Origin of the sequence: Microbacterium jepli (assembly GCF_047237905.1) — a bacterium.
Lineage (GTDB): Bacteria > Actinomycetota > Actinomycetes > Actinomycetales > Microbacteriaceae > Microbacterium.
Map to the genome: position 1 here is coordinate 1,494,297 of NZ_JBDFLW010000005.1, position 26,230 is coordinate 1,520,526.

The window sequence follows — 26,230 nt, forward strand, 5'->3', positions numbered from 1 at the left end:
CCTCAGGCGCCGATGTGCGGGGGATGCCGCCGCTCGAGGGCGGATCCCTCCACGTCGACGTTGGGGATGATGCGGTCGAGCCATTTCGGCAGCCACCACGCGGCGCCGCCGAGCAGGTGCATCAGCGCCGGCACCAGCAGCATGCGCACGACGAATGCGTCGAAGAGCACGCCGAGCGCGAGCCCGACGCCCATCGATTTGATGATGACCGCCTCGGAGCTGATGAAGCCCGAGAACACCGCGATCATGATGAGCGCCGCCGCGGTCACCACCGTCCGACCCGCCCGGAAACCCTGGGCGACGGCGAGGCGAGGCGCCGCGCCGTGCGCCCACGCCTCCCGCATGCCGGTGGTGAGGAAGAGCTGGTAGTCCATCGCCAGGCCGAAGAGGATCCCCACGAGGATCACCGGCAGGAAGCTCAGGATCGGCCCTGGATTGCTCACGCCCAGGAGGGAGGCGAACCATCCCCACTGGAACACGGCCGTCACCGCGCCGTACGTGGCGAACAGCGACAGGACGAAGCCCGCGGTTGCCAGCAGCGGCACGAGGAGCGAGCGGAACACCATCACCATGATGAGGAACGACAGCCCGACCACGACCAGCAGGTACAGCGGCAGCACGTCGGCAAGGCCCTCGGAGATGTCGATGTTGATCGCGGCCTGACCCGCGACGCCCAGCGGGATGTCGCCGTCCACCGGCGGCAGGGTGCGCAGCGTCCGCACGAGCTCGGTCGTGGAGTCGCTGTTGGGTCCCTCGGCCGGCAGCACCTGGAACGCGGCCAGTCGGTTGTCGTCGGAGATGGCGACCGGCGCCACGGTGACCACGTCGCCCTGGGCCGCGAGTTCGCGGGCGACGGCCAAGCGGGCATCCAGTGCGCCGTCGTCGTCGAGCCCCTCGGGCAGCGCCGCGGTCACCAGGAGCGGACCGTTCACGCCGGCGCCGAAGGCCTGCTCCGTGAGCGTGAAGGCGCGGTAGGCGGTGGAATCCGCTGCCTCCGATCCGCCGTCGGGCAGACCCAGGCGCATCGAGAGGGCGGGAATCGCCACCACGAGCAGGGCGACGGTGGCCACCAGCACCGTCAGCGCCGCCCGCCAGGTCGGCATCGGCGTCACGGCCGGGCCGCGCTGCGCGCGACGTGACGAGGCCGCCGGCGTCCAGGGGGTGTCGACGGCGACGGCCGCCACCGCTCCCGTCGCGGCTTCGCGCAGCGCCCTGCGCGTGAGGGGAGGACCATCGGATGCTGCGGCCTGGCCGCCGCGCGAGGCCGCGGTCGCAGCCGGTGCCGACCCAGGGGCAGCCGATGCTGACGGAGTCGGAGCAACGGCAGCTGGAGCAGAGACGGCGGCACCGGGTGCAGCCGGTGCCGCCGCGGGGTGCGCCGCAGCGGCCGCGGCGCGCTCCCGCGCCCGGCGGCTGAGGATGCGGGTGCCGGCCAGACCGAGCAGGGCAGGGATCAGCGAGATGGCGATGAGGACGGCGATCAGCACGCTCACCGCGCCGACGGTGCCCATCAGGCCGAGGAACGGGATGCCGGTGATGTTGAGCGCGAGGAGCGCGACGATGACCGTGGTGCCGGCGAACACGACGGCGTTGCCGGCGGTGCCGTTCGCGAGGCCGATCGACTCCCGCACGTCGGCGCCCTGCAGCAGCTGCTTCCGGTGGCGGTAGAGGATGAACAGCGCATAGTCGATGCCCACGGCGAGACCCAGCATGACACCGAGGATCGGGGTCACCGAGGCCATCTGGACGACGCCGGAGAACGCGAGGGTCGACAGGGCGCCGATCGCCACGCCCACGAGCGCCGTGACGATCGGGAAGGCGGCGGCCAGGAGCGATCCGAGCACGACGATGAGGACCACCGCGGCCAGTGCGACGCCGAGTGCTTCGCCGACGCCGAGGATCTCGGGGATGCCCTGCGCGATGTCGGTGGAGATGGCGACCTCGACGCCGCCGATCGGCGTCTCGATGAAGTGCGCGATGACCGCGTCCTTCGCCTCCTGCGGCAGCTCGAGACGGGGGACGGTGAACTGCACGTTGGCGATCGCGGTCGCGCCGTCATCCGACACGACGCGGATGCCGTCGGTGTAGCCGAGGAGCTCGGCGCCCTTCTCCAGCTTCGCCGACTCCTGGTCGAGGGTGGTGAGGCCGGCGGTCAGCTGCGCCTGCTGCTGCTCGAGCTGCGCGCGCTGGGCGTCGAGCTGCTGCTGCTGCGCATCGAGGGCGGCGGTATCGGCTCCGGCGGCCACGGCCTGCGCACGTGCGCCGTCGAGCTGCGCCTGTCCGGCGGCGAGCTGGGCGCTGCCGGCATCCAGCTGCTGCTGCCCGCTCTCGGCCTGCGCGCGGGCGGCCTCGATCTGCGCACGGCCGTCGTCGATCTGCCTCTGCTGGTCGGCCAGCTGCGCGGCGGTGTCGAAGGGGTCGATGACGTCGGAGACGTCGGGGAGGCTGCGCGCCGAGGTGATGATGTCCGTGATGGCGGTGCGCTGGTCGTCGGTGAGTGCGCTTCCGTCCGTGGCGTGGAAGACGATCGTGCCGGACCCGCCGCTGAAGGCGGGGAGCTCCTTCTCGAGGTCCTCGATCACCTTGCCGGAGGCCGTGTTCGGCACGTCGAAGCTCGAGCTCAAGCCGGAGAAGCCGACGAGGAACCCGCCGACCGCCAGGGCGAGGATGACGATCCAGGCGGAGATGACCGTCCATGCGCGGCGCGCGGCGAACGTTCCCAGGCGGTGCAGCAGCTCGGCCACTTTTCTCCTCTGATGCGGGGCGTCGTACGACGAGGCGGTTGCCTCGACGCGGACGGGCGGAGCTAAGATAACACGGTCCGTCTCGTCTCTCGGAGGGAGTCCCGTGGCCCTGCCCCGCAGCGGTCCCGTCCGCAGTGAGCATGCACGGCGGGCGATCCTCCACGCGACGGCGACCCTCCTGGCAGAGCGAGGCTATGACCACCTCACGATCGAGGGGATCGCCGCGGCCGCCGGCGTCGGCAAGCAGACGATCTACCGGTGGTGGCCGTCGAAAGGCGACATCATCGCGGAGTGCCTGCTCGAGGGCATGGTCGTGCCGGGCCGCGGCGAGCTGCCGGACACCGGCGACATCCGGGCCGACCTCACCCGGTGGCTGCGGGAGGTGGCCGACATCCTCGCCCACGACGAGGGCGAGCTGCTGCTGCGATCGCTCATCGCCGCCGCCGCCGAGCACGTCGAGGTCGGCCGGCGTCTTCGCGACGTGCTGGCCGGCCCCGAGTCCCTCTCCGGACGATTGGAGCGAGCCACAGGCACCGTGCCGAACCTGCCGCCCGGGGCGCCCGTGGAGGAGATCGCCGAGGCGCTCATCGGCGCGCTCCTCCTGCGCGCCCTCAGCCGCTCGCCGCTGCAGCACGCCGACATCGACCGGCTGCTGCGCGCGGTGCTCGGCTAGCCTCGCAGCCCAGAACCGACCGCCACAGCGCATAGCCGCGGCGCAGAGCCGACGACAAGCAGCCGCGGATCACGGATGCTTCTGCGCGGTCCCGTTCGCGGCATCCGGCGACTCCAGCTGATCGCTCACGGCGTCGCTCTTCACCTCGTCCGACATGGCGTCGGTCGGCGGCGCATCGTCGTGCTGCGCGTCGTCGCTGTGGCGGGTGTGGGGTTCGCGATCGCTCATGATGCATCCTCTCTGCGGTCGGCGTGTGCCGGCCTGGCTCGAGCCTGCGCCCGGGAGGCGCGCGTCGGCACGGGCTTCCTCCCCGAGCGCCCACGTGATAGTCCCCGGCGATAGCGTCGACCCATGCCGACGGACGAGCACGACGAGGAGCGCTGGCTGGTGATCGACGGGCGCCGCTGGCGCCGGACCGATCCGGTGATCCCGGACGACCTGGCCGCCGCCCTGCGTTCCCACCTCGGCCGCGGGCGTTCGGCGGTGCGCTCCGCGAAGCGCGCCGATGACGAGGCCGCCGTCGCCGCGGCCCGGCGGCGCGTGGGGCTGGCCAAGCACGGTCTGGGGGAGCGGGGACCGTACTGGTGGGAAAGGCCGGAGCATGAGCGGGTGGCCGACGCGCGCGCCGCGCTGCGCGATCTCGACGCTCTGCCCGACGCCTGAGCACGGCCGCGAGCGCCTGACCTGTCAACCCCGGCGGACGGCGGACGGAGAGCGCCTACGCTCGTCGGAAGCCCGTCCGCGGGGAGCGCGACCCGCAGCATCCGTCTGGAGATCCATGCCGTCCGAGCGACCGTCATCCTTCCACCGCGTCCTGGTGATCGGAGGCGGCAACGGCGGCCTCTCGGTCGCCGGACGACTGCGCCGGCAGGGCGTCACGGACATCGTGGTGATCGAACCCCGCACCGAGCACCTCTACAAGCCGCTCTTCAGCTACATCGCCGGCGGTACGGCGCGGGCGAAGGAGGTGATCCGCGACCAGGGGGCGGTGACGCCGAAGGGCGTGTCGTGGATCCGCGACGCCGTCACCGCCATCGATCCCGAGACGAGCTCCGTGACGCTCGCGACCGGGGCCACCGTGCGGTACGAGCATCTCATCGTGTGCCCGGGCATCCAGCAGGACTGGGATGCCGTCCCCGGCCTCGCGGAGGCGGTGTCCACCCCGGAGGTCGCGTCGAACTACACGCTCGACCTGGCCGTGAAGACGTCGCACCTGCTGCAGGACGTCACCCGAGGCACGGTGGTGTTCGCGCAGCCGCCCGGACCCGCGTCGTGCGCGGGCGCCATCCAGAAGCCGATGTACCAGGCCTGCGCCTACTGGCGTGCGCGCGGGGTGCTGCAGGACATCCGCGTCGTGCTCGTCGTGCCTGACGCCACCGTCTACGGCGTCCCCGAGGTCGACCGGGAGCTCGACCGCAAGATCGCCGAGTACGGCATTGAGCTGAACACCGCCAGCACCGTCGCCGAGGTGGATGCCGCGGCTCGCACCGTGCTCGTCGCCCGCAGCGACGGGCGCCGGACGCGCCGGCTGGAGTACGACGCCCTCGTGATCGAGCCGCCGCAGAGCGCACCCGACTGGCTGGCCGCCACGGCGCTCGCCGATCCGAGCGACGAACGGGGATTCGTGGAGGTGGACCCGCGGACGCTCCGCCACCGCCGGTACCCGAACGTGTGGGCGCTGGGGGATGCCGCGGCCACGACCAACTCGAAGTCGGGCGGCGCGCTGCGCAAGCAGACGATGGTGCTCGCGAAGAACCTGACTGCGGTGCTCCGCGGACGCCGCCCGTCCGCACGGTACGACGGCTACGGCGTGTGCCCGTTCACCGTGTCGCGCTCGACCGTCGTCTTCGCGGAGTTCGACGACGAGCTGCGGCTGCAGCCCTCGGTGCCGTTCTGGCACGGGCTGGTGCGCGAGCGGCGGCTGACCTGGTTCCTCGACCGGCACGTGCTGCCGTGGGTCTACTGGAATCTCATCCTGCAGGGCCGAGCCTGAGACCGGCGCGGCGGCCGTGCGTCAGTCGGCCTCGTCCAGCACCGGGCCGCCCGGACGCACCGCGGCGTCGTCGCGCACGTCGATCCGCGTGACCCCGTCGCGGTGCGACACGTCGATGCGCGGCGCGGCGTCCGCCTCGACGGCGCCGGGCGCGGCCAGCAGCTGATCGCGGCGCTTGGCCTCGTCGTCCATCGGGTCGGGGGCGGCATCGATCGGGTCGGTCACACCTGAACGCTAGAGGCGACGCCGCACGCGGTCGCGGGGGTTGACACCCTCGCCGGAAGTCGCGTGTCCGCCGGCCGACGACGCCCGCATGCCGGTGTGAGCCGCGTGCTGCGCGTGTACTCGCGGCCCCCCCCGACCTGCAACCCCCGTGCACGCACGGCGGGCGGGCGGATTGAGTGGCCGCACGTCGCTTCCCACTCCGGGAACGCGTAAGGAAGGAGACCACGGATGTTTTTCCATCGACAGGAACTGCAGCACAAGGCCACGCCCGACAAGCCCGACGCCGTCTACGCCCGCAAGCTGCAGGAGGTGCTCGGCGGGCAGTACGGCGAGATCACCGTCGCCCTGCAGTACCAGTTCCAGGCGTGGAACATGCACATCCCCGGGAAGTACCGCGACCTCGTGTTCGGCATCGGCGCCGAGGAGATGGGCCACGTCGAGATGCTCGCCGTGATGATCGCCCAGCTGCTGGAGAAGTCGCCCCTCGGCATCACCGGAGACGCGGTGCAGAGCGACCCGACGGTGGCCGCGGTGATCGGCGGCACCGACATCCAGCACGGCATCGTCGCCGGTGCCGGCGCGCGCGCCGTCGACAGCATGGGCAACCCCTGGTCGGGGTCGTACATCACCTCCAGCGGCAACCTGCTGGCCGACTTCCAGGCCAACGCGAATGCCGAGATGCAGGGCCGCGTGCAGGTCGCGCGGCTCTACCACATGACCGATGATCACGGTGTCCGCGACCTCTTGAGCTTCCTGCTGGCGCGCGACACCATGCACCAGAACCAGTGGCTGGCCGCCGCCGCGGAGCTCATGGAGGAGGGTGTCGAAGCACTCCCGGTGCCGAGCAACTTCCCGCTGTCGAAGGAGGACCGCAACGTGGCGTACCAGTACATCAACTTCTCCGACGGTGCCGCGGCATCCGAGGGTCGCTGGGCCAGCGGGCCGACGCCCGACGGCCACGGGGAATTCAGCTACGTGGCGGAGCCGCAGCCGGGCGTCCCCATGCCCCCGCCCACGCACCCCGACTCCCGCTTCTACGGCACCACCGAGATCCCGAATGTGGTCGAGAAGGTCGCCGGGGCCGTGCTGGACACCTTCAGCAGGGAATGAGCCCGCTCTGAGCAACGACGGATGCCGCGTCCTGGGGAACGCGGCATCCGTCGTGTCGTGTGAAGCGCAGGCGGGGCCTACTCCCTTTCGGCGTCCGGTGGCGGGCGGCGCCGCTCTCAGCGCCGGACCGCGCGTCGCACCAGCGCCGTGCCGGCGGCGATCGCCAGGAGCCAGGGCCCGGCGACGAGGAGCGGATCCATCCACGTGTGCTTCTGATCGATGCGCCCGGGCTGCCGCCGTGACGCGATCGGGCTCCGGCCGCGCTCGCCGAGCACCCCGGAGAGGGTCAGCGGATCGTCGGGCCGCCGGGAGGCGAGCGATCGCAGGTGGGCACCCGCGGCATCCACCCGATCCCCGAGGATCAGCAGCAGCCAGTGCGCCGTCTGCCCCTCGCTGTAGCGGCGGTAGGCGCGACGGCGGATGGCGCCGGAGACGCCGTGCAGCGGCTGCGCGGTGCCGAAGACCGGCGTGAGCCGCTCGTGCTCGACGGAGCGCTCGCGCTCGCCGACCTCGGGCTGCTGCTCGGGAAGGTCCCAGTGGGCGCCGGTGACGATGCCGGGCTGCTCGCGCGGGAACGCCGGCCGGTCGGCGTGGTCGAGATCTGCACCCCATCCGGGGATGCGGGCACGCAGCGCCTCGGGATCGTGTGCGGGACCGGGCTTTTCGGCGGTGTAGGGCATGACGGCCTCCTCGATTCAGGCGGTGGGGACGATGACGGGCTTGATGATGTCGTCGAGCTTCGACGAGAACACGTGGTAGCCCTCGGCGATGTGCTCGAGGGGGAAGCGGTGGGAGATGAGGTCGCGCGGTCGAACGGCCCCGGAGCGGATGTGCTCGAAGAGGCGGTCCCACTGGCGCACGACGGGCGCCTGATTCGTCCGCAGCGTGATCCCCTTGTTGACGGCGTCGCCGAACTTGACCGCGCTGAAGATGGGACCGTAGGCGCCCATCACCGAGACGGTGCCGCCCTTGCGCACGGCGTCGATCGCCCAGTTGAGAGCGACGGGGGAGCCACCCTGCAGCTTCAGCTTCGCCGAGGTGACGTGCTGCAGCACATGGCCGTCGGCCTCCGCGCCCACCGCGTCGATGACGGCGTCCGCGCCCAGTCCGCCGGTCGTCTTCTTGAGGACGCGCACGATGTCGTCGACCTCGCCGAAGTTGATCGTCTCCGCGTAGGCGAACTCCCGCGCCTTGCGGAGGCGGTACTCCAGGTGGTCGACGACGATCACGCGCCCGGCGCCCATGAGCCAGCACGAGCGCGCGGCAGCCAGCCCGACGGGGCCCGCTCCCATCACGACGACGGTGTCGCCCTCGACGATGTCGGCGAGCTGCGCGCCGAAGTAGCCGGTGGAGAAGGCGTCCGTCAGCATCAGGGCGTCCTCGTCGGCGATGTCGTCGGGGATGACCCGCGGACCGACGTCGGCGAAGGGCACACGCACGCGCTCGGCCTGACCGCCGTCGTACCCGCCCGCGGTGTGCGAGTAGCCGTAAATCCCGCCGACGGCCGTGGCGTTCGCGTTGACGTTGTGGCAGTTCGAGAACAGTCCGCGCGCGCAGAAGAAGCACGAGCCGCAGTAGATGTTGAAGGGGACCATGACCCGGTCGCCCACGCTCAGGCGCTCCACGCCGGACCCGACCTCCTCCACGGTGCCGATGAACTCGTGCCCGAAGGTGTGGCCGATCCGGGTGTCGGGCAGCATGCCGTGGTAGAGGTGCAGGTCGGAGCCGCAGATGGCCGCCAGTTCCACGCGCACGACGGCGTCGCCGGGGTGTGCGATCACGGGGTCGGGCTTCTCCTGCACGCGGATCTTGTACGGGCCGCGGTAGGCCATGGCTCTCATCGGGTTCTCCTTCGGTGCGGGTGGATCTCGGATCGGTCGGGTCGAGCGGCCGCGGAAGCGGGTCAGCCGATGCCGGCCCGCCATGCCTGCTCGACGGCGCGTCGGATTCCGCCGCGGAAAGGTGAGCCGTGCCCCGGCAGGACGAGCGAGGCATCCGTCTGCGCCAGCCTCGTCAGACTGCGCACGTTCTCGGCCACGTCGGCCGTGGCCGCCCGCGCCACCATCCGGGGGCCGGTGCGCCCGGTGTAGGGATCCAGCGTCACGAGCGCGTCCCCCGACAGGAGTATGCCGCGCTCGGGCATGAGGTAGGCGCAGTGCCCGTCGGTGTGACCGGGCGAGAAGACCGGCACGAGACCGCCGGGCACATCCAGCACCTCGCCGGGTCGGATGTCGCCCGCGGCCTCCGCACCCTTCACCGTGAGCGCTCCCGCGGCCGTCAGCCGCGCCAGCAGCGGGATCGCGCGCGGGAAGCGCACGGGGTAGGCCCACCGCGGACGCTCGTGGTCGTACCGATACGGATGCCGCACCAGCCGCCGATCGGCGGGATGCACGTGCGACTCGACGCCGTGGTCGAGCCCCAGACGGCGGCAGAGTCCGACATGGTCGAAATGACCGTGTGTCAGCAGCACCGCGGAGATGTCCTCCGGCGCCGCGCCCACCGAGGTCAGCGCCGCGCCGAGCGTGCGCCACATGCCCGGAAGCCCGGCGTCGACGAGGGTGATCCCGGCGGAGGTGACGATCAGGTAGCAGTTGACGGTCGCCCGGTGGATGCGCATCACGCCGGGGGCGACCTGGGTGACGCCCGCGGGCTCAGTCGCCATCGTGGTGCTCCTGCGCGCGCCGGGCGTCGTCCTCGAGGCGCATCCGCTCGCGCACGCCGCCGTCGACGGTGGTGCCGATCGGGAGCCGCTCGTGGAGCGATCCGGAGGTGGCGGGCACCGGCGTGCCGCGCTCGGCCTCGCGCCGCATGATCTCGGCCGACGCCCGCGCCGTGGTGCCCGGCAGGAGTCGCGCCGACGCGTCGGCGCCGTGCGCCTTGACGCCGACGGTCTGCTTCTCCTCGGGCTTCAGGCAGGCCCGCACGATGGCGTCGACGACGAGTTCGGGGTCGTCGAGGGCGGCCATGCGCGCGGCGTGACCGGTGTAGTTGCCGGCGTGCGACCAGAACGGGGTGTCGATCGCCCAGGGCATCACCGTGCCCACCGAGATGTGGTCGTCGAGGCCCGCGAGGCGGAGTTCCTCGTTGAGCGAGCGCGTGACACTGAGCACCGCCGCCTTCGTCGCCGCGTAGGTGGTCTGCAGGGCCAGCGGAACGTCGCTCTCGACGGAACCGATGTTGATGAGCGTTCCGGACCCGCGGGCGACGAAGTGCGTCAACGCGACGTGGGCCCCGTTGAGGACGCCCGTCACGTTCACCTCGACGGTGCGCGCGTGATCCGCCGGTGGGATCTCCCAGAAGTACCCGACCGCGCCGACGCCCGCGTTGCTGATCCAGATGTCGATCCCGCCGAACGCGGCGATCGCCTCCGCCACGACGCGTTGCATGTCGGCAGCCGTGCTGACATCGGCTGCGACGGCGATCGCGGTGCCGCCTTCGGCGGCGATCTGCGCGGCCAGCGCGTCGAGCACGTCCCCGCGGCGGGCGACGAGCGCCACACGGGCCCCGAGCGCCGCCAGCCGGATGGCCGCGCCGCGGCCGATGCCGCTGGACGCACCCGTGACGACGACCGTGCGTCCGCTCAGGCGTTCCTCGTGACGGACCACGTCAGCTCAGGCGTTCCACGCGACGAGGCCGACGAGCAGCAGCAGCACCAGGGTGACGGCGACCTGCGCGGCGAACACGATCGGCACGCCGCGCGCCCGGCGGCTGCGTCCTCGTGACCGGACGAGCGCGGCGGCCGCCCAGGCGAGGCAGCCGACCTGCACAGCGATGCCCAGCCACGCGGGAGCGGCGCTGACGGGTACGAGGAACGCCAGCACGGCGATCGCCACCACCGAGAACACGATCACGACGACCGTCCACACGGGCGCGCGATGTCCGTCGGCGGGGTTCTCGTCGGACGAGGCCGACCGCGTCGGAGTCTGGGCCACGGCCGCGCTGCCGGCGAGGTGCTCGGCGTCGACACCGGGTTCGAGGCTCTGCACCCACTCCCGGGCGTCCGCGCCCTTCTCTGGATCGGATCCGGCGGTGCTCATGCGCGACGCCAGTCGTCGGACGTCAGATGGGATCCCGCCTGCGGGCCCATCTGCAGCATCCCGCCGTCGACGACCCAGCTCGCACCAGTGACGTACGACGCCGCGGGCGTCGCGAGGAACGCGACGACCGCTGCGATCTCCTCGGGGCGCCCGGGGCGGCCCAGCGGGATGCCGCCGCGGTGGGTGGATTCGGCATCCTCCGCGTCCATGTCGTTGAGCGGGGTGGCGATCTCCCCGGGGCCGACGGCGTTCACCGTGATGCCGTGCTCGCCGAGCTCGAGGGCCATCACCTTCAGCAGCCCGCCCAGTCCGTGCTTGGCGGCGACGTAGTTCGACGATCCCACGCGCGGCTGGTGCTCGTGGACGCTGGTGATCGCCATGATGCGCCCGCCTCGGTCGGCGGCGACCATGCGCCGCGCGGCCGCCTGCAGGCACACGAAGGCGCCGTCGAGGTTGAGGGCCAGCGTCGAGCGCCACTCGTCGAGGGGGAGGTCGAGGAAGGGCGTGCCGCCGCCGCCGCCGGCGTTGCTGACGAAGACGTCGAGTCCGCCGAGCTCGTCGGCGAGGTCGTCGATGACGGCGCCCGCCTCATCAAGCTTCGTGACGTCGAGCTGCCGCACGACCGCGGTGCGTCCGCGTTCGCGGACGAGCTGGGCGGTCTTCTGCGCACCGTCCTCGTCGCTGTGCCAGGTGACGCCCACGTCGAGGCCGGCTTCGGCGAGTGCGACGGCGGTGGCGGCGCCGATGCCCGAGTCGGAGGCGGTGACGATGGCGGTGGCGGGGGAGAAGGACTGAGTCATGTCCGCACGCTAACCGCGGGGGCGCCCTGCGGAGGCGGGGGTTTACAGCATGGGACGCGGACGCTAGACCCCGGCGCGATCGCAGCCGGCGCCGGGAAAAGAAGAACCTCCTGTGATCCCGATCCGACTCGGAGGAGTCGGCCGCGATCGCAGGAGGCTGGTCGTGCCGTGTCGTGCGTCAGTGCGCGCAGGCCGTCAGAACGGCATCACGGGCCAGGTCGAGGCTCGACCATTCACCGACGTAGGTCCGGGTGGAGTTCCGCGCGAAGAACCGGTGCTCGCTGTGCTGTTCGATCGTCCCGAGGAACATCCCGTCGGCGCTGGCGACCCAGAATCCCGGTTCGACCTCGCGCCACACGGGATCAGCTGGCTGATCCGGTTTCGGCGGGGCACTTTCGATGAGTGTCATCTGTGCTCCTTTGCATCAAGGCGCTCTTCGCGCCGCATCTTGATTAGATCGCCCCATGCGCAGGACATCAGGGGGATTGACAAAAGCGGGGACTCGCGCTCTCGCGAATCCCCGCTTTCCGGCCCCCCGGAAACTGCTCAGGCGGACGGCGCCTCGGGGTCGAGGGCTCTCAGCTGGTCCTCCTCCACGGCGTTGTCGGCCTGAAGCTGGTCTTGCGTGGTCTCGTCCCCGCCGAGGGGGAGATCGTCGTCATCGGGGCGGTCGGAGGGCGTCGAGGTCTGGTCCATGCAGCACACGCTACGCCCACCGCCGAGGTCGGGGGCCGGTGTCAACCCTCAAACGGATGCCGGCGGACCGTCCCTAGCGTGGGGTCATGACGATCACGGAGCTATGGCTGGTGCGGCACGGCGAGAGCATCGGCAACGTCCGCGCGTCGCACGCCGAGCGGGAGGGGCTCGAGACGATCGACCTCGAGGACCGCGATGCGGACGTGCCGCTGTCGGAGGTCGGCGAGGAGCAGGCTCGGGCCCTGGGTGCGTGGCTGGGCGAGCATCAGCCCTCGCGGGTGTGGGTCTCCCCGTACCTCCGCGCCCGCCAGACCCTTCAGTTCGCCGCCGCCGATGCGGGGCTCGTGGTCTCGCCGCGTCAGGACGAACGGCTGCGCGACCACGAGCTCGGCATCCTCGACCTCCTGACCCGAGACGGCGTGGAGCGCCGGCATCCGGAGGAGGCTGCGCGTCGCCGGCGACAGGGGAAGTTCCTGCACCGCCCACCGGGCGGCGAGTCGTGGGCGGATGTCGCGCTGCGCCTGCGGTCCTTCGTGCGGGACGCGCTGGATCCCGCTCCCGCAGACGAACACTCCGGCGCGCAGGGCGCGCCGAGCGCCGGAACGGGCCTGATCGTCGCGCATGACGCCGTCGTCATGCTCCTGCTGTACGTGCTCATCGGCTGCACGGAGGAGGAGCTCATGGAGTACGCCGCAGCCCACACGGTGCTCAACGCCTCTGTCACGACACTGGTGCGCGACGGAGACGAGTGGATGCTGCGCTCCTTCTCCGACGTGTCGCACCTGCAGCGCGAGGGCGCCGACGTGACGGCGCACCCCGGGAGCCCCGATGTCCAGCCCGCGTAGTCGTCGCGGACGCCGGATCACCCCGGCGGTCCTTCGCGCCTGGGGGCTCCCCGACCCCGGTGAGGACAAGAAGGCGCGCGGTCGCATCATCGTGGTGGGCGGCTCGCGCCGGTCGCCCGGAGCCGTGCTGCTGGCCGGTGAGGCGGCCCTCCGCAGCGGCGCGGGGCGACTCGGGCTCGCCGTGCCGGGTTCGGTCGAGGCGCAGATGGGGGTCGTGATCCCCGAGGCCGCGGTGCTGACGCTGCCCGAGAACGCCACGTCGTCTCTGAGCGGCACGCTGCGCGACGAGGTGGAGGGGGCCGACGCTGTCCTGGTGGGTCCCGGGTTCGACGACCCCGACGAGACCCGCGGGACGCTGACGGCTGTCGCCGAGCTGTCGCCGCCGGTGCTCGTGCTGGACGCCTTCGCGCTCGGCGTGCTCCCCGGCATCGATCGCGAGCTCCTCCCGGACGCGCTCATCCTCAATCCGAACCGGGAGGAGGTCGCGATCCTCCTCGACGGCGGCGGATCGGGTGACCCCCTCGCCGACCTGCGCGCGGTCGCGGCGAAGTACCGTGCGGTCGTGAACTCCTACGGGATGGTGGCGGCGCCGGACGGCCGTGCCTGGCGCGTGCAGATCGGCGGGCCGGGTCTGGCGACCTCCGGCAGTGGTGATGTCCTCGCCGGGGCGATCGCCGGCTTCGCCGCACAGGGCATGGAAGCGGAGCGCGCGGCGGTCTGGGGCAGCTGGGCGCAGGCGCGCGCCGGTCAGCGGCTCACCGCAGCATCCGGCCTCGGCTTCCTCGCCCGCGACCTCGCCCGCGAGGTTTCGGCGGCTGTCCACGACGTGGGCGCCTAGCACGTGCATCCTCCCGCGGATCGCCGTGGGAGGATGGGGCCTGGTGAATGGAGGTCTCGTGGGCAGACTCGTGTACGGCGCTCCCAATTGGTTCGTGGAGTTCGAGGATCGGGCACTGGCGCACCTGCGGATCGTGATGCTCGCCAAGCTCCGGCGTGCCGAGAGCTTCAGCTTCTCCTGGAAGCAGGACTCCATCCGCGGCAGCGGGCGCAGCTCCTTCTGGGTGCACCCCTCCATCCCGCTGCAGTTCGAGTTCTTCGGCGGCCGTGAGCCGTCGCTCAACCGCGAGTGGATCGAAGCGCTCATGGTGACCGCCAACAGCCCGAACGGTCTCGAGCTGGTCCCGGAGCCCACCCGCTCCGCGCCTCCCGGACCCGGGGGCGCGTAGAGAAGATGACGATGTCAAAGGAGATCACATGCCCAGCGTGAACAGACTGACCGTCGACGGTCGGGACTACTTCCTGCCCGACCCGGTGACCGAGCTCCGCGAGAAGATCCTCGAGGCGGTGCGCCAGGGCGGCGGGTACGTGAACATCCCGCCGCTGCGCTCGGGCCCCGGCATCGACATCCTCTTCTCGCCGGGCATGCCGGTGGTCTGGACGCGCATCGACGTCGGCGGCGACACCGACGACGCCGATGACGCGGCGTCGGACACCTTCACCGACATCTGACCCCGCGTCAGCACCTGAGCCCGCCCGCGCCCCGCGCCGGCGGGCTCACGTGCGTCTGGTAAGCCGTCAGGCGGCGAGCAACTGGTCGATGGCGTCGCGCGTCATCGGCCGGCCGAGCAGGTAGCCCTGCGCGCGGTCGCAGCCGATCGTCTCGGCGCGGCGCAGGTGGCGCGGTGTCTCGACGCCTTCGGCGACGACGCGGATGCCGCGAGCGTGCGCATTGGCGACGACATCGGCCAGATCCTCCGCCGGATACTCCTGGTCGTGCTGGATGAGGATGCGGTCGAGCTTCAGCTCGGTGACGGGAAGGTCGGCGAGCTGATCGGCGGAGGCATGCCCGGTGCCGAAATCGTCGAGTGCTACCCCGAGGCCGAGCTGTCGTAGCTCTTGCAGCCGCGGCACCATCACACCCATGTCCGACACCGGCAGAGATTCCGTGATCTCCACCGTCATCGTGCGGGCCGGAAGGGAGGTCGAGCGCAGACGGCGGACCAGCGCGTCGGCGAAGACCTCGGAGGCGAGCTGGACGGGGGAGGTGTTCACCGACACGGAGATCCGCAGGCCGTCCGCGTGCCAGGCCTCGGCCGCGGCGAAGCAGACGTCGAGCATGAAATCACCGATGTCGTGAATGGTGCCTGAGCGCTCGGCGAGGTCGATAAACTCCTGCGCCGGCACCAGCCCGAGGCGCGGGTGTCGCCAGCGGCACAGACCCTCGACAGCGACGATGTCGCCCGTGCGAAGGTCGATCTGCGGCTGGAAGACGGGGAACAGCTGATTGCCGGGAACAGCGACCCGGAGGTCGGCGGCGAGTTCGGCGGGTGCTGTCACGACCTCCATGATCCTCTTCTGACTGTTTGGGACAACACGTAGACGAATAGGGGAAGCTGCGCTAAAGTACGAGGTTCCGCGTCGGCGGAGATGAATCGACCGACCGGACGACGTGCGGGTCATCGATCGGAACGCCGCCATCCAGATCCGCAGCCAGAGCGCGCAGGAACGCGGCATAGCCGCCGGGGGTGCGCCCCGTGAACCGAGCCGAGGTGAGCACCTCACCGTCGTCGGAGACGACGACGGCCGCACCTGCCGCGCGCGCCCGCGCGACGAGCTCGACGTCCTCGTGCTCGGCCACGGCGGGGAAGCCGCCCGCGGCGAGATACGCATCCGCGCGGAGGCCGAGGTTCGCGCCGTGCACGTTGGCCGCCGGCCGACCGCGAGGATGGGTCGCCGTCCAGTGCGCCGCATGGCGGGCGCTCAGCCCGCGGAAGTCCGGGCGCACCGTGCCCAGCACCAGGTCCGCTCCGGCGTCGCGCAGGGCGAGCTGGTGGGCGAGCCAGTGCGGCGGCACGATGGAGTCCGCGTCGGTGTGCGCGAGCCACAGGTCCCGCGGCTCGCCGTCGAGCAGCTCGAGGGCGCGCGTCGTGCCGGCGCGGCGCGCGGCACCGACCAGCCTGGCTGCCAGCTCCACCGTGCGCACGCCGGCTGAGGCCGCCACGCCGGCGGAACCGTCGCTGCATGCGTCGAGGGCGACGACGATCTCGACGGGCACCCGTACCGCTTTTGTGGCGACGATGATCGAGGACAGGCAGTCGCCGAGCAGCTCCTCCTCGTCGTGCACGGGCACGATCACCGCGGTGCGCGTCGGCGTCACGGGAGCAGGCCCGTCTCCTCCGCCACGGACAGCGCGGGCGCGGTGCCGAAGACGTCGAGCAAGAAGTCCGCCTCCTCGTGGTGGACGATCGTGTGCAGATCCGGCTGCGTGCGCAGCGCCACGTGAACGCCGTCGCCGGTCACGGGATGGGAGGCGACGGGGTGCCGCCAGTGGCAGGCGACGATGTGCCCGCCCGGTCGCAGACTCTGCAGCATCCGATCGATCGCGCGCTCCAGATCGGCCGCATCCCAGTAGTAGCCCAGCTCCGACAGCACGATGAGGTCGAATCCGCCGTCCGGCCACTCCGCGGGAAGAGCCGCCTGTCGCAGCTCCACGGTGTCGCGATCGCCGACGCGCTCGCGTGCCGCGTCGAGGGCCGCCTGCGCGAAGTCGACGGCGGTCACCCGCTCGCAGCGGTCGGCGAGGGCAGCGGTGAGCGCACCTGTGGAGCAGCCCAGCTCGAGCACGTGCTCGTACCCGCGACGCGGCAGCGCACCGAGGAGCACCGCCCGCTTGCGCTGCTCGTACCAGCGCGTGTCGAAGCCCCAGGGGTCGTCGTTGCGGTCGTAGAAGTCGTCGAACCACTGGCGCGGCAAGGAGCCCGGCGAGGGCTCATCCGGCGGGGGCGCGACAATCGTCGCGGCGCTGTCGACCAGGGGAGACGAGGGCGCGGCGGCCTTGTCGACGACGAGGGTCTCGAAGGAGCGCGCGAAATGCGCACGCATCCCGCTGTGGATGACCGCCTCGTCGCCGACGGCCGGTGAGAGCGGCGAGGTCTGGCTGCCATGCTCGGCCATGGCACGCGCCTTGAGCTCCTGCGCCTGCGCGTCCAGGGGCACGCGCTCCATCTGCTCCCAGGGGGCGTCGGCCGGGGTGCCCCAGTGCCACAGCCAGATCGGATAGCCGCGGTAGGCCGCACCGCGTCGTCGGCACACCTCCGCCGTCGCCTCCGCCGCCGCTCGGTGGTCTCCGTGCCCGTCGCCCGACCACGGCGCGATGACCAGGGCGGGCTGCGGGAGGGTGTCGAGCATTTCGGAGACGGCGCCGGCGAGCACCCGCGCATGCGCGGCCACCGCGCCGTCGGGGATTCCGAGGAACTCCGGTGCGGAGCCGGGGCACAGCAGCTCGAGTGCCGCGGTCACCTCGTCCCGGCGCGTCCGGGCGAGCTCGGCGGGCGAGCGGGTCGGCGAATCGGGATGGGAACCCTCGCCGTCGGTGGCGACGATGACCCGCACGGGCGTGCCGCGGCGGGCCAGGAGATTGATGAGCCCGCCGGCGCCGAGTGTCTCGTCGTCGGGATGGGCGGCGACGACGACGAGCGCGGCGACGTCGAGGTCGGCGCGGGCGACCGCGGCGGTGCGGAACGCCTCCGCCCACTCCTCCTCAGGGGTGCCCGGATCGAGGTGGCTGAACGCGCCGGCCATGTCAGCGCCCCTCGGCCGCGGCGACGACCCGGCGGCCGATGCCGGCGACGTCCCGGGCGCCGTGCTGCTGGCGCAGGTAGATCCGCAGGTCGGCCGTCCGGCGGGCGTGGGCGGCGTCGGCGACGAGGGGGAGCGGGCCGAGCGCCTCGTCCGTCTCGTCGAGAGCGCGCTGCGCCGCTTCGGACACGACGGAGCGCACCCTCGCCGCGAGGAGGCGCTCGTCGATGTCGCGGCCTGCGTCGACGAGGTCCGCCGCCTCCGCCAGTGCGGCACGTGCGGCCCAGAGGGCGGCGTCCGCCCGTCCGAGGTGGACGAGGGCGAGCTGGTCCGCGCGGTCGGCCGCCGCCGCGGAGCGCAGCGGGCCGAGCAGGGCGGACGCCCCACCCCACCAGCAGGCCGCGACGCCCATGCCCCCGCGCGCGAACCCCGGCCGAGCGAGGTACCACCCGGCGTCGCCGACGGCGGCGGCCGGGACGTCGGTGAAGTCCACCGGCGCGCTGACAATGTCGGGAAACCCGTGGGAGTGCCACGGGCCCTCGTGCGCGTGCACCCCGCCGTCGCCGAGCGACACCGCGAACAGGCCGCGCCTGTCGTCGTCGACCCAGGCCGTCACCAGCGCATGCGTGAGGCGACCCGCCAGCGAGCACCAGGGCTTCGTGCCGTTCAGCCGCCACCGGTCGCCGTCGCGCCGGGCGGTGAGGCGCACGTCCGATCCCTCGGCGGCGAAGACACCCCAGGTCGCGGCATCCGGCACGTCGACGATCTCCGCGACACCGTCGCGTGCCGCCTCGTCGAGGATGCGCAGGGCGTCGACGTGAGGCTCGATGATGCGGGCGGCGGCCACATTGCGGGAGGCGATCACGGCGAGCGTCTCCCACACGGCGGCGACGGACTCTTCCGCCGCGATGCGCCCGCCGACGGCGACCGCCCACCGCAGCGTCGCCTCGACGTCGCGGCCGAGGTCGGCTTCGGCGGACGCCGACCGCCACACGTCCATCGCCAGCGGCGACATGTCGCCGGAGGCACGGAGCCCCGGAGGCGGGGCGATCGGCGAGGGAGTCACGGCCCGATTCTCGTCCGGGCGGACGGACGGAAGCGGGGCCTTGCCGCCCTCGGGGGAGGCTGATAGGCGGTCGCGTCATGTCGCGCCGCTCGACGCCGCCGTGTCAAGGCCCGCGGCGGATCCGGGCGCCCGCTCGTAGCGTTGCCGGTGATGAGCGTGCGGATCGGGACGTCGGGGTGGAGCTATGGCTCCTGGCGCGGCGTGCTCTATGAGCGCGGGCTGCCGCCCGGACGCTGGCTCGAGCGGTACGCGGACGAGTTCTGCACCGTCGAGTTGAACGGGAGCTTCTACCGCTGGCCGGGGGAGGCTCGATTCGCCGCGTGGATGCAGCGGCTGCCGGAGGACTTCGCGTTCACGGTGAAGGCGCCGCGGGGCTTGACCCACGCGCGCAAGCTCGCGGATCCGTCGGAGTGGATCGCCCGCATCGCGCGGGTCTGGGATGTGCTGGGAGCGCGTCGCGGCGTGCTGCTCGTGCAGCTCCCACCGGATTTCGCCCGCGACGACGAGCGACTGGCCGCTTTCCTCGCGGCGGTGCCCGCCGGCATCCGCGTCGCGGTCGAGTTCCGCCACGATTCCTGGATCGACGAGGCCGTCTTCGCCATCCTCGAGCGGGCGGGCGCTGCCTACGTCGTGATGAGCGGCGCCCACCTGCCGTGCATCCTGCGCGCGACCGCGCCGTTCGTCTACGTGCGTCTGCACGGGCCCGATCCCGAGCACCTCTACGCCGGGTCGTACGACGGCTCCGCGATCGCCTGGTGGGCGGACCGCATCAGGGAATGGGATGCCGCGGGGCACGACGTCTACGCCTACTTCAACAACGACGGCTACGGCCATGCGGTGCGCGATGCGCGCGCCCTGAAAGGAGCGATGGGATGAGCGTCGACGCGGAAGACCCGACCGTGGAGGTGCGCCCGATCGGTCCCGAGGACGCCGGAGAGGTGCTCACCGTCCAGCGCGCCGCCTTCGTCTCGGAGGCGCTCATCTACGGCGACCCGGACCAGCCGGCACTCACCCAGACGCTCGCGCAGCTCGAGGCGGAGCTGGTCGATGCGGGCGGACACGTGGCGATCGTCGACGGTCGCATCGTCGGCGCCATCCGCACCCGCGAGCGCGGCGACGTGCTCGAGATCGGGCGCATAGCGATCGCGCCCGACCAGCAGGGCGGGGGACTGGGCCGCACGCTGCTCGCCACCGCGGAGCGCACCACGCGCTGTCGCACGGCGGAGCTGTTCACCGGCAGCCTCAGCAAGGCCAACATCCGGCTGTACGAGGACTGTGGCTACGAGGAATTCGAGCGGATCGAGCAGGGCGACGGCACGGCGCAGGTGTTCCTGCGCAAGCGACTGCGCTGAACCCGGGTGTCGGGGCGGCTCAGGCGACCTGCAGGCCGCACATGCCGCACTCACCGGTCGCCGAGACCTCCACGAAGCAGTTCGGGCACATCGCGCGCGGAGCGGCGTCGGTCACCGCCGGGCGGCGGGGCGCGCGCTCGGCGGCGGGGGCGCGGCGGGCGCGGACGGGCGCGGCGGCTAACGGAGCCGGCGCCGGAACCCGAGGGGTGTGTTCGGCGCAGTAGAAGCGCACGAAGCCGGAGTGGTTCTTCGGGTGCCGGTGCTTGACCGCCCACAGCTCCGTGCGGGGCAGCGGCTCCGCGTCGGCGCCGCAGGCCGCGCAGCGCGCCGCATCGCCGGGAGCGAGGTCGGCGACCAGCACGGGACTGTCGAAGGGCAGGGACCCGCGCCAGTCCGCGGAATCGGCGATCTTCATGCGGGAGTTCCTTCCGACGCGGACGAGAACGCCGCGGAGCCGTCGGACCGCCCGTCGGGGTGGGGCGTCCTCACCGAGTCTACGTCGGCCCGGGGTTTCAGAGCCCGCGCGAGCCCTCGCCGAGCAGCCGGAGCAGGCGCACGAGCTCGTCGCGATCGTGGCGGCGCAGGGGCTGAAGCTCCTGCTCCTCGCGCCGCACGAGCTCGGTCATCGCCGCATCCACCCGCTCCGCACCTGCGGGCGTCAGGCGCACCAGGACGCTCCTGCCGTCCTGCGGGTTCGGGGCGCGCTCGATGAGCCCGCGCTCGGCGAGGTGACCGAGGCGGTTGGTCATGGCGCCGCTCGAGATCATCGTGCGCTCGATCAGCTGGGCCGGGTTGAGCTCGTGCACCGGCTCCGCGCGGCCCAGTGCTGCCAGAACGTCGAACTCCCATGCGGCAAGGCCGGCGGCACGGAAGGCGTCCGAGCGCAGGCGAGCGAGACGCAGGGATACCCTGCGGAGCCGTGACATCACGTCCAGGGGGCTGAGGTCGGCCTCGGGGAGTCGTCGCGACCAGGCATCGATGAGGAGGTCGACCTCGTCGTCCCTGTCCGCGTGCGCTGCCACGACGTCACTCTAACGGCCCGCCGCGCAGGGCAGGCGGGAGGAGAGCGGGCCGTGCACTACCGTGTCGGCAAGCGTGACGGCAGGGATCACGCGGCGCGCGAGGAGGCGGCATGGTCGACGACGATCCGACGGACACGGGCGGCGCGCGGCTCACGGGCACGGCCGGCCACCCTCCGACAGGCACGGCCGGCGACGACCCGACGGGCATGGCAGGCGTGCGGCTCATGCTCGGCTCCCGCCCTCGGCCCGTCGGCTGGGCCGCGCGCCGGCAGCGCATCGAAGAGGTCGGCACGACCTGGCCGGTGGCCGACGACATCCGCCTCGAGTCCGTCGACGCCGCGGGCGTGTCGGCCGAGTGGTCGACGGCACCCGGGGCCGCGGCATCCGATGTGCTGCTCTTCCTCCACGGGGGCGGCTACTGCTCCGGATCGATCGTGAGCCATCGGTCCCTCGCGACGGAGGCCGGTCGCGCCGCCGGCGTGCGGACGCTCGCCCTGCAGTACCGCCTCGCACCGGAGCATCCGTTCCCCGCTGCCCTCGACGACGCCCTCGCCGCCTGGGACTGGCTGCTCGCGAGCGGCTGCGCACCCGACCGGATCGTCGTTGGCGGCGACAGCGCGGGCGGCGGGCTGGCTCTCGCCCTCTGGCAGGTGCTCCGCGGCCGCGGCGTCGCCACGCCGGCGGGCCTGTGGCTGGTCTCGCCCTGGACCGATCTCACGCTGTCGGGCGCGTCGATGACCGAGAAGGACGCTGCGGATCCGCTGCTGCACCGCCCGTACCTCGACGAACTCGCCGCCGCGTATCTCGCGGGCGGCGTCGGGCGCCGCGAGCCGCTGGTCTCGCCGCTGTTCGCCGACCTCACCGGTCTGCCGCCCACGCTCGTGAGGTCGGCACCGACGAGGTGCTGCTCGACGACGCGGTGCGCCTGGTGCGCGCGGCGGGAGCAGCCGGGGCGGCGGCGACGCTGCAGACGTGGCCCGGCATGATCCACGCCTTCCCGCTGTGGAACGGCGGACTGCCCGCCGGACGGGCGGCGCTCGCCGAGATGGGGCGCTTCGTCCGGCTGCACCTGGGCTGACGGCGGTCGGTCGCCGTCGTTCGTCTTCGGGCACCCTGCGCGTCGGAGCCCCGTGGCATCATGAGCGGATGCCCGAGTCTCCCGAGGTGCAGGCGCTCGCCGATTTCCTCTCCGCCCGCGCGGTCGGGCGGCGCATCGTCGCGCTCGACGTCCTCCTCCCCAAGATCGTGAAGGCGGGGTCGCCCGCGGCGGCTGCGGGCGGGCTCATCGACGCGGTCGGGCGCCGGGGGAAGATGCTCGATGTCGCGCTGTCGTCGGGCGCCGGACCCGCGCACCTGGTCGTGCACTGGGGTCATGACGGCTGGCTGCTGTGGCACGACGTCGTTCCCGAGGGCACCCGCCGCTCGGGGGAGGCGACCCTCCTCGCCCGCGTACGACTCGATGACGGCTCGGGCTTCGATCTCACCGATGACGGTCCCTGGAAGGCGCTCACGCTCTTTGCCGTGGCCGATCCGTCCGACGTGCCGGCGGTGGCTGCGCTCGGTCCGGATCCGACGGCGTCCGGGTTCGCCCGCAGCGACGTCGCGACGGCCGTCGCCGGTCGGCGCAAGCAGCTGAAGGCGCTGCTGCAGGATCAGAAGGTGTTCGCCGGGATCGGCAACGCGTACTCCGACGAGATCCTGCATGCGGCCCGGCTGTCGCCCGTCATGCACGCGTCCACGCTCGACGACGCGCAGATCGACCGGCTGTTCGACGCGTCGCGCTCGGTCCTCATCGATGCCGCGGCGGCTCGTCGGGGCAGCCGACCCGAGGCGCTCAAGGACGACAAGCGGGCGGACATGCGCGTGCACCGCAGACCGGGCGAAGCCTGCCTGATCTGCGGCGACACGATCCGCGAGATCACCTTCTCGGGTGCCGCGGCCCATTACTGCCCGACCTGTCAGACGGGCGGGCAGCCGCTTCCCTAGGCGGCGTCCGCGCCGGCGACCTGCTCGATGAGCGCGGCGTTAAAGGCGGGCAGGTCATCGGGCGTGCGGCTGGAGACCAGTCCGTCGTCGACGACGACCTCTTCGTCGACCCAGGTCGCGCCGGCGTTGCGCAGATCGGTCGTGAGGCTGGGATAGCTCGTGAGCGTGCGTCCGGACACGACCCCGCCCTCGATGAGCGTCCACGCGGCGTGGCAGATCGCTCCGACCGGCTTGTGCTGGGTGAAGAAGGCGGTGGCGAAAGCCACCGCGTCGCCGTCCATGCGCAGGTCGTCGGCGTTGACCACGCCGCCGGGCAGCACCAGGGCGTCGTAGTCCGCGGCGTCCGCGTCGGCGGCGGCCACGTCGACCGCCTGCGTGTGCCCGTTCTTGCCGGTGATGGAGTCCGCGGTCGGGGAGACGAGCACGGTCGTCGCCCCGGCATCCTTCAGCGCCTCCCAGGGGGAGGTGAGTTCCGCGTCCTCGAATCCGTCGGTGGACAGGAACGCGATGGTCTTTCCGTGAAGATTCGTCATGCCGGCACGGTAAGCAGGCGGCGCGCGGCGCGGGGCGGGGTTGACAGCGCCGCGGATGCCGTCGGGCTCAGCGGCCGGCGGTGAGGGCGGCGCGCAGACGGGGTGAGAGGCCCGGCACGTCGTCGACGGGAACGGCGAGGGCCTGCAGAGCGCGGCTGAAGTAGTTGCGGGCGGCGGCGGCCAGCGCGATGTCGACGATCTGCCGGTCGGTGAAGCCCACGCGACGCAGTGCGAGACCGTCCTCATCCGTCATCGACGCGGCATCCGTCGAGAGCTTCACCGCGAAGTCCATCATCGCCACGTCGCGCTCGCTGAATCCGGCGTCGTGGTGGTCGTCGAGCAGGCGGATCACCTGGTCCTCGTCGAGGATGCCCGAAGCCACCGCCTTCCGGCCGTGCGCGAGGAGGCAGTGCGTCGAGCGCAGTGCGCCGGCGGCGGCGAGGGTGACGAGCTCGTAGTCGCGCACTCCGATCGACGCCACGACCGCGTGCACCAGGGACTCGAAGGCCTCGTGCGCCTCGGGGTCGAGGGCCATCACCTGCGTATGGGCGAAGACCATGCCGTCGGCGGCGAGGTCGCCGCGGTACATGTCGGCCACGTGTCCGGTGGCCCCGTCGACGGGTGGGGGAGAGATGATCACGGCAACTCCTTCCGACGGTGCGCGAGCCGGGCGGCGTCGCGATGGGGGAGAGTCTCCTCCTCCCGGCGCTGATACGTCAGGGGGCCGGATCGGCCTGCGTCGGTCGTTCGGAGCACCCTGCGCGCGGCGGGTCTAGGGTGGAGGGATGTCCGACCAGCAGACCGTCACCGTTCCGTCGTCCGAGCAGGCTCGCCCCGTGCTGCAGCCCATCTCCGACGAGAAGAACCTTCTCAACACGGATGCCGAGGGCTCCTGCTGCGGCGGCGGTTCCTGCTCCGTCTGACCCGGCGCCTCAGACCCGCGATCACCGGGTCGATCTCTCCGGCCCGCGGCCCCCGTACGACACCGGGCCGCCGGGCCGCGACTCGTCAGTGCGCCATCGGCGCGTCGCCCGGCTGATCCGCGGGCTTGCGAACGAAGAACGAGCCGACCACGGCCAGCAGCGACACGATCGCGCCCACCTGGAAGGCCGCGCGCACGCCGGCCGCCTGCGCGGCGACGTCTTCGGCTCCAGGGGCGGCGCCTGAGGCGGCGACGCCCGACAGCACGGTGATGAAGACCGCGATCCCGGCGGCACCGGCCACCTGCTGCACGGTGCCCACCACGGCGCTACCGTAGGAGTAGAACCGGCGCTCGAGCGAGCCGAGCGATGCCGTGAACAGCGGCGTGAAGGACATGGCGAGGCCCAGCGACAGCAGGATCTGCGCGGCGACGATGAGCCCCACCGGCGTGTTCTGGTCGACGGTGGAGTAGAACCACAGGATCGCGCTCGTGAGGAACGCGCCGGGAATGACGAGCACCTCGGTGCCGTACCGGTCGTAGATCCGCCCGATGAGCGGACCGGTCAGGCCCATGATGAGCGCGCCCGGCAGCACGATGAGGCCCGTCTCCAGCGCGGTGTACCCCTGCACGTTCTGCAGGTAGAGCGGCAGCACCGTCAGGGAGCCGAAGAACGCCAGCGAGAGCACGAGCATCTGCGCCATGGAGAGCGTGAAGTTGCGGGAGCGGAACACGCGCAGGTCGAGCAGCGCGTCATCCGTCCGCTGCAGCCGGAGCTGACGCCAGACGAACGCGATGAGCGCGACGACGCCGACGGCGAGCGCGATGACCAGCGAGACGCCGGCCGTGGCGGCCGCGGCATCCGCATCGGCACTGCCGCCGTGCCCCGCGGCTCCGCCGATCTGGCTGAGCCCGTAGACGATCCCGCCGAAGCCGAGCGCGGAGAGCACGATCGACACCGGGTCGATGGGCGCGCGGCGCGTGTCGCCGACGTTCGTGACCCACTTGGCGCCGACGAGCAGCATCACGAGGGCAATCGGGAAGACGACGCCGAACATCCACCGCCACCCGAGCGTCTGAAGGATGACGCCCGAGAGGGTGGGGCCGATGGCCGGGGCGACGGAGATCACGACCGAGACGCGGCCCATCATGCGTCCGCGCGCGTTCGGCGGCACGAGGTTCATGATGGTCGTCATCAGGAGGGGCATCATGATGGCGGTGCCGGATGCCTGCACCACGCGCGCCCCGAGGAGCACCTCGAACCCGGGGGCGAGGCCGGCGATGAGCGTGCCGGCGGAGAACAGCGACATGCCGCCGATGAACGCCTGACGGGTCGTGAACCGCTGCAGCAGGAAGCCGGTGATGGGGATCACGACGGCCATCGTCAGCATGAAGGCGGTCGTGAGCCACTGCGCCGCGAGGGCGGTGATCTGCAGGTCGTCCATGAGGTGCGGGATCGCGACGTTCATGATCGTCTCGTTGAGGATGACCACGAAAGCGGCCCCGAGGAGCAGCCAGATCACCCGCGACTCGCGTGCGGTGATGCCGCCGGCGGTGCCGGTCGCTCGGATGGTGCCGGTGTCGGCGGTCATAGATCGTCTCCTCGACGGCGCGCGTGAAGTCCCCCGCAGACCGCACTGTTCGACCCTAA

At 72.2% G+C, this 26,230-nt stretch carries 33 protein-coding genes; 13 read left to right on the forward strand and 20 right to left on the reverse strand.

The window, feature by feature from the left end; translation table 11 throughout:
* Positions 1-2 precede the first annotated feature (2 nt).
* Positions 3-2,744 carry an MMPL family transporter gene (locus ABC304_RS11255; protein ID WP_412930711.1) on the reverse strand — a complete coding sequence of 914 codons (2,742 nt, stop codon included), beginning with the start codon at positions 2,742-2,744 and terminating at the stop codon, positions 3-5.
* Between the two features lie 103 nt (positions 2,745-2,847).
* Here ABC304_RS11255 and ABC304_RS11260 point away from each other — a divergent pair, with 103 nt between their 5' ends.
* The gene (locus tag ABC304_RS11260) at positions 2,848-3,417 is read left to right on the forward strand and encodes a TetR/AcrR family transcriptional regulator (RefSeq protein ID WP_412930712.1); all 570 of its coding nucleotides are present in this window, start codon (positions 2,848-2,850) and stop codon (positions 3,415-3,417) included.
* Between the two features lie 69 nt (positions 3,418-3,486).
* On the opposite strand, the gene ABC304_RS11265 is transcribed toward ABC304_RS11260, so the two are convergent.
* Positions 3,487-3,645 carry a hypothetical protein gene (locus ABC304_RS11265; RefSeq protein ID WP_412930714.1) on the reverse strand — a complete coding sequence of 53 codons (159 nt, stop codon included), beginning with the start codon at positions 3,643-3,645 and terminating at the stop codon, positions 3,487-3,489.
* A 123-nt stretch (positions 3,646-3,768) separates the two neighbouring features.
* Between ABC304_RS11265 and ABC304_RS11270 the strand changes: the two genes are divergently transcribed.
* Entirely contained in the window at positions 3,769-4,080 is a 312-nt protein-coding gene (locus ABC304_RS11270) for a biopolymer transporter Tol (protein WP_412930715.1), read from the forward strand.
* 115 nt (positions 4,081-4,195) lie between these two features.
* The gene (locus tag ABC304_RS11275; RefSeq protein WP_412930716.1) at positions 4,196-5,410 is read left to right on the forward strand and encodes an NAD(P)/FAD-dependent oxidoreductase; all 1,215 of its coding nucleotides are present in this window, start codon (positions 4,196-4,198) and stop codon (positions 5,408-5,410) included.
* Positions 5,411-5,431: 21 nt separating this feature from the next.
* Here ABC304_RS11275 and ABC304_RS11280 read toward each other — a convergent pair whose 3' ends face one another.
* Positions 5,432-5,635, reverse strand: a complete 204-nt coding sequence (locus ABC304_RS11280; RefSeq protein ID WP_412930717.1) for a hypothetical protein — start codon at positions 5,633-5,635, stop codon at positions 5,432-5,434.
* A 228-nt stretch (positions 5,636-5,863) separates the two neighbouring features.
* On the opposite strand from ABC304_RS11280, the gene ABC304_RS11285 reads away from it, so the two are divergent.
* The gene (locus tag ABC304_RS11285; RefSeq protein WP_412930718.1) at positions 5,864-6,745 is read left to right on the forward strand and encodes a manganese catalase; all 882 of its coding nucleotides are present in this window, start codon (positions 5,864-5,866) and stop codon (positions 6,743-6,745) included.
* A gap of 116 nt (positions 6,746-6,861) precedes the next feature.
* Here ABC304_RS11285 and ABC304_RS11290 read toward each other — a convergent pair whose 3' ends face one another.
* The 8 genes from ABC304_RS11290 to ABC304_RS11325 all read right to left on the reverse strand — a co-directional run bounded on the left by ABC304_RS11290 (position 6,862) and on the right by ABC304_RS11325 (position 12,278).
* A complete protein-coding gene (locus tag ABC304_RS11290; protein WP_412930720.1) occupies positions 6,862-7,425 on the reverse strand; it encodes a hypothetical protein in 564 nt (187 codons plus the stop codon).
* 15 nt (positions 7,426-7,440) lie between these two features.
* Complete coding sequence (locus ABC304_RS11295; protein ID WP_412930722.1) at positions 7,441-8,586, reverse strand: zinc-dependent alcohol dehydrogenase; 1,146 nt, start codon at positions 8,584-8,586, stop codon at positions 7,441-7,443.
* A 62-nt stretch (positions 8,587-8,648) separates the two neighbouring features.
* Positions 8,649-9,407 (reverse strand): MBL fold metallo-hydrolase, encoded by a 759-nt coding sequence (locus ABC304_RS11300; RefSeq protein ID WP_412930723.1) that lies wholly within the window; start codon positions 9,405-9,407, stop codon positions 8,649-8,651.
* Complete coding sequence (locus tag ABC304_RS11305; RefSeq protein WP_412930724.1) at positions 9,397-10,350, reverse strand: SDR family NAD(P)-dependent oxidoreductase; 954 nt, start codon at positions 10,348-10,350, stop codon at positions 9,397-9,399. Before ABC304_RS11305 ends, ABC304_RS11300 begins: the two co-directional genes overlap by 11 nt.
* Positions 10,351-10,356: 6 nt before the next feature.
* Positions 10,357-10,782, reverse strand: a complete 426-nt coding sequence (locus ABC304_RS11310; protein WP_412930726.1) for a hypothetical protein — start codon at positions 10,780-10,782, stop codon at positions 10,357-10,359.
* Positions 10,779-11,582, reverse strand: coding sequence for an SDR family oxidoreductase (locus ABC304_RS11315; protein ID WP_412930728.1), 804 nt, complete (start codon positions 11,580-11,582; stop codon positions 10,779-10,781). The genes ABC304_RS11310 and ABC304_RS11315 overlap by 4 nt, the downstream gene beginning before the upstream one ends.
* Before the next feature lie 178 nt (positions 11,583-11,760).
* On the reverse strand, positions 11,761-11,991 hold the full coding sequence (locus tag ABC304_RS11320) for a hypothetical protein (RefSeq protein WP_412930730.1): 231 nt from the start codon (positions 11,989-11,991) through the stop codon (positions 11,761-11,763).
* Positions 11,992-12,128: 137 nt separating this feature from the next.
* Positions 12,129-12,278: a hypothetical protein gene (locus tag ABC304_RS11325; RefSeq protein ID WP_412930731.1), complete on the reverse strand. Its 150-nt coding sequence runs from the start codon at positions 12,276-12,278 to the stop codon at positions 12,129-12,131.
* Positions 12,279-12,364: 86 nt separating this feature from the next.
* On the opposite strand from ABC304_RS11325, the gene ABC304_RS11330 reads away from it, so the two are divergent.
* Genes ABC304_RS11330 through ABC304_RS11345 form a run of 4 tightly spaced genes read left to right on the forward strand, consistent with a single transcriptional unit; the run spans position 12,365 to position 14,632 of the window.
* Complete coding sequence (locus ABC304_RS11330) at positions 12,365-13,123, forward strand: histidine phosphatase family protein (RefSeq protein WP_412930733.1); 759 nt, start codon at positions 12,365-12,367, stop codon at positions 13,121-13,123.
* Complete coding sequence (locus tag ABC304_RS11335; protein ID WP_412930735.1) at positions 13,107-13,961, forward strand: ADP-dependent NAD(P)H-hydrate dehydratase; 855 nt, start codon at positions 13,107-13,109, stop codon at positions 13,959-13,961. Before ABC304_RS11330 ends, ABC304_RS11335 begins: the two co-directional genes overlap by 17 nt.
* A gap of 58 nt (positions 13,962-14,019) precedes the next feature.
* On the forward strand, positions 14,020-14,349 hold the full coding sequence (locus ABC304_RS11340) for a DUF7882 family protein (protein ID WP_412930737.1): 330 nt from the start codon (positions 14,020-14,022) through the stop codon (positions 14,347-14,349).
* Between the two features lie 28 nt (positions 14,350-14,377).
* On the forward strand, positions 14,378-14,632 hold the full coding sequence (locus tag ABC304_RS11345) for a hypothetical protein (RefSeq protein ID WP_412930738.1): 255 nt from the start codon (positions 14,378-14,380) through the stop codon (positions 14,630-14,632).
* 66 nt (positions 14,633-14,698) lie between these two features.
* Here ABC304_RS11345 and ABC304_RS11350 read toward each other — a convergent pair whose 3' ends face one another.
* Genes ABC304_RS11350 through ABC304_RS11365 form a run of 4 tightly spaced genes read right to left on the reverse strand, consistent with a single transcriptional unit; the run spans position 14,699 to position 18,767 of the window.
* Positions 14,699-15,583, reverse strand: a complete 885-nt coding sequence (locus ABC304_RS11350; protein WP_412930740.1) for an EAL domain-containing protein — start codon at positions 15,581-15,583, stop codon at positions 14,699-14,701.
* Positions 15,522-16,280, reverse strand: coding sequence for a glycosyltransferase family 2 protein (locus ABC304_RS11355; RefSeq protein ID WP_412930742.1), 759 nt, complete (start codon positions 16,278-16,280; stop codon positions 15,522-15,524). Before ABC304_RS11355 ends, ABC304_RS11350 begins: the two co-directional genes overlap by 62 nt.
* Positions 16,277-17,704 (reverse strand): PIG-L family deacetylase, encoded by a 1,428-nt coding sequence (locus tag ABC304_RS11360; RefSeq protein ID WP_412930743.1) that lies wholly within the window; start codon positions 17,702-17,704, stop codon positions 16,277-16,279. The genes ABC304_RS11355 and ABC304_RS11360 overlap by 4 nt, the downstream gene beginning before the upstream one ends.
* Position 17,705: 1 nt before the next feature.
* On the reverse strand, positions 17,706-18,767 hold the full coding sequence (locus ABC304_RS11365) for an acyl-CoA dehydrogenase (protein WP_412930745.1): 1,062 nt from the start codon (positions 18,765-18,767) through the stop codon (positions 17,706-17,708).
* 150 nt (positions 18,768-18,917) lie between these two features.
* On the opposite strand from ABC304_RS11365, the gene ABC304_RS11370 reads away from it, so the two are divergent.
* A complete protein-coding gene (locus tag ABC304_RS11370; protein WP_412930747.1) occupies positions 18,918-19,643 on the forward strand; it encodes a DUF72 domain-containing protein in 726 nt (241 codons plus the stop codon).
* Complete coding sequence (locus ABC304_RS11375) at positions 19,640-20,119, forward strand: GNAT family N-acetyltransferase (protein WP_412930748.1); 480 nt, start codon at positions 19,640-19,642, stop codon at positions 20,117-20,119. Before ABC304_RS11370 ends, ABC304_RS11375 begins: the two co-directional genes overlap by 4 nt.
* 19 nt (positions 20,120-20,138) lie before the next feature.
* Here ABC304_RS11375 and ABC304_RS11380 read toward each other — a convergent pair whose 3' ends face one another.
* Together ABC304_RS11380 and ABC304_RS11385 are read right to left on the reverse strand one after the other, a co-directional pair.
* On the reverse strand, positions 20,139-20,534 hold the full coding sequence (locus ABC304_RS11380) for a glucose-6-phosphate dehydrogenase (RefSeq protein ID WP_412930750.1): 396 nt from the start codon (positions 20,532-20,534) through the stop codon (positions 20,139-20,141).
* Between the two features lie 97 nt (positions 20,535-20,631).
* A complete protein-coding gene (locus tag ABC304_RS11385) occupies positions 20,632-21,141 on the reverse strand; it encodes a MarR family winged helix-turn-helix transcriptional regulator (protein ID WP_412930752.1) in 510 nt (169 codons plus the stop codon).
* Positions 21,142-21,251: 110 nt separating this feature from the next.
* On the opposite strand from ABC304_RS11385, the gene ABC304_RS11390 reads away from it, so the two are divergent.
* Together ABC304_RS11390 and ABC304_RS11395 are read left to right on the forward strand one after the other, a co-directional pair.
* Positions 21,252-22,127: an alpha/beta hydrolase fold domain-containing protein gene (locus ABC304_RS11390; protein ID WP_412930754.1), complete on the forward strand. Its 876-nt coding sequence runs from the start codon at positions 21,252-21,254 to the stop codon at positions 22,125-22,127.
* Positions 22,128-22,287: 160 nt separating this feature from the next.
* Positions 22,288-23,127 (forward strand): Fpg/Nei family DNA glycosylase, encoded by an 840-nt coding sequence (locus tag ABC304_RS11395; RefSeq protein ID WP_412930756.1) that lies wholly within the window; start codon positions 22,288-22,290, stop codon positions 23,125-23,127.
* Here ABC304_RS11395 and ABC304_RS11400 read toward each other — a convergent pair.
* On the reverse strand, positions 23,124-23,660 hold the full coding sequence (locus tag ABC304_RS11400) for a type 1 glutamine amidotransferase domain-containing protein (protein WP_412930757.1): 537 nt from the start codon (positions 23,658-23,660) through the stop codon (positions 23,124-23,126). The two genes, ABC304_RS11395 and ABC304_RS11400, sit on opposite strands and share 4 nt — an antisense overlap.
* Before the next feature lie 67 nt (positions 23,661-23,727).
* On the reverse strand, positions 23,728-24,300 hold the full coding sequence (locus ABC304_RS11405; RefSeq protein ID WP_412930759.1) for a carboxymuconolactone decarboxylase family protein: 573 nt from the start codon (positions 24,298-24,300) through the stop codon (positions 23,728-23,730).
* Between the two features lie 145 nt (positions 24,301-24,445).
* On the opposite strand from ABC304_RS11405, the gene ABC304_RS11410 reads away from it, so the two are divergent.
* Positions 24,446-24,583 carry a hypothetical protein gene (locus ABC304_RS11410; RefSeq protein ID WP_412930760.1) on the forward strand — a complete coding sequence of 46 codons (138 nt, stop codon included), beginning with the start codon at positions 24,446-24,448 and terminating at the stop codon, positions 24,581-24,583.
* 85 nt (positions 24,584-24,668) lie between these two features.
* Here the strand turns inward: ABC304_RS11410 and ABC304_RS11415 are convergent, their stop codons facing one another.
* Positions 24,669-26,171 (reverse strand): MDR family MFS transporter, encoded by a 1,503-nt coding sequence (locus ABC304_RS11415; RefSeq protein ID WP_412930761.1) that lies wholly within the window; start codon positions 26,169-26,171, stop codon positions 24,669-24,671.
* Positions 26,172-26,230: the final 59 nt, after the last annotated feature.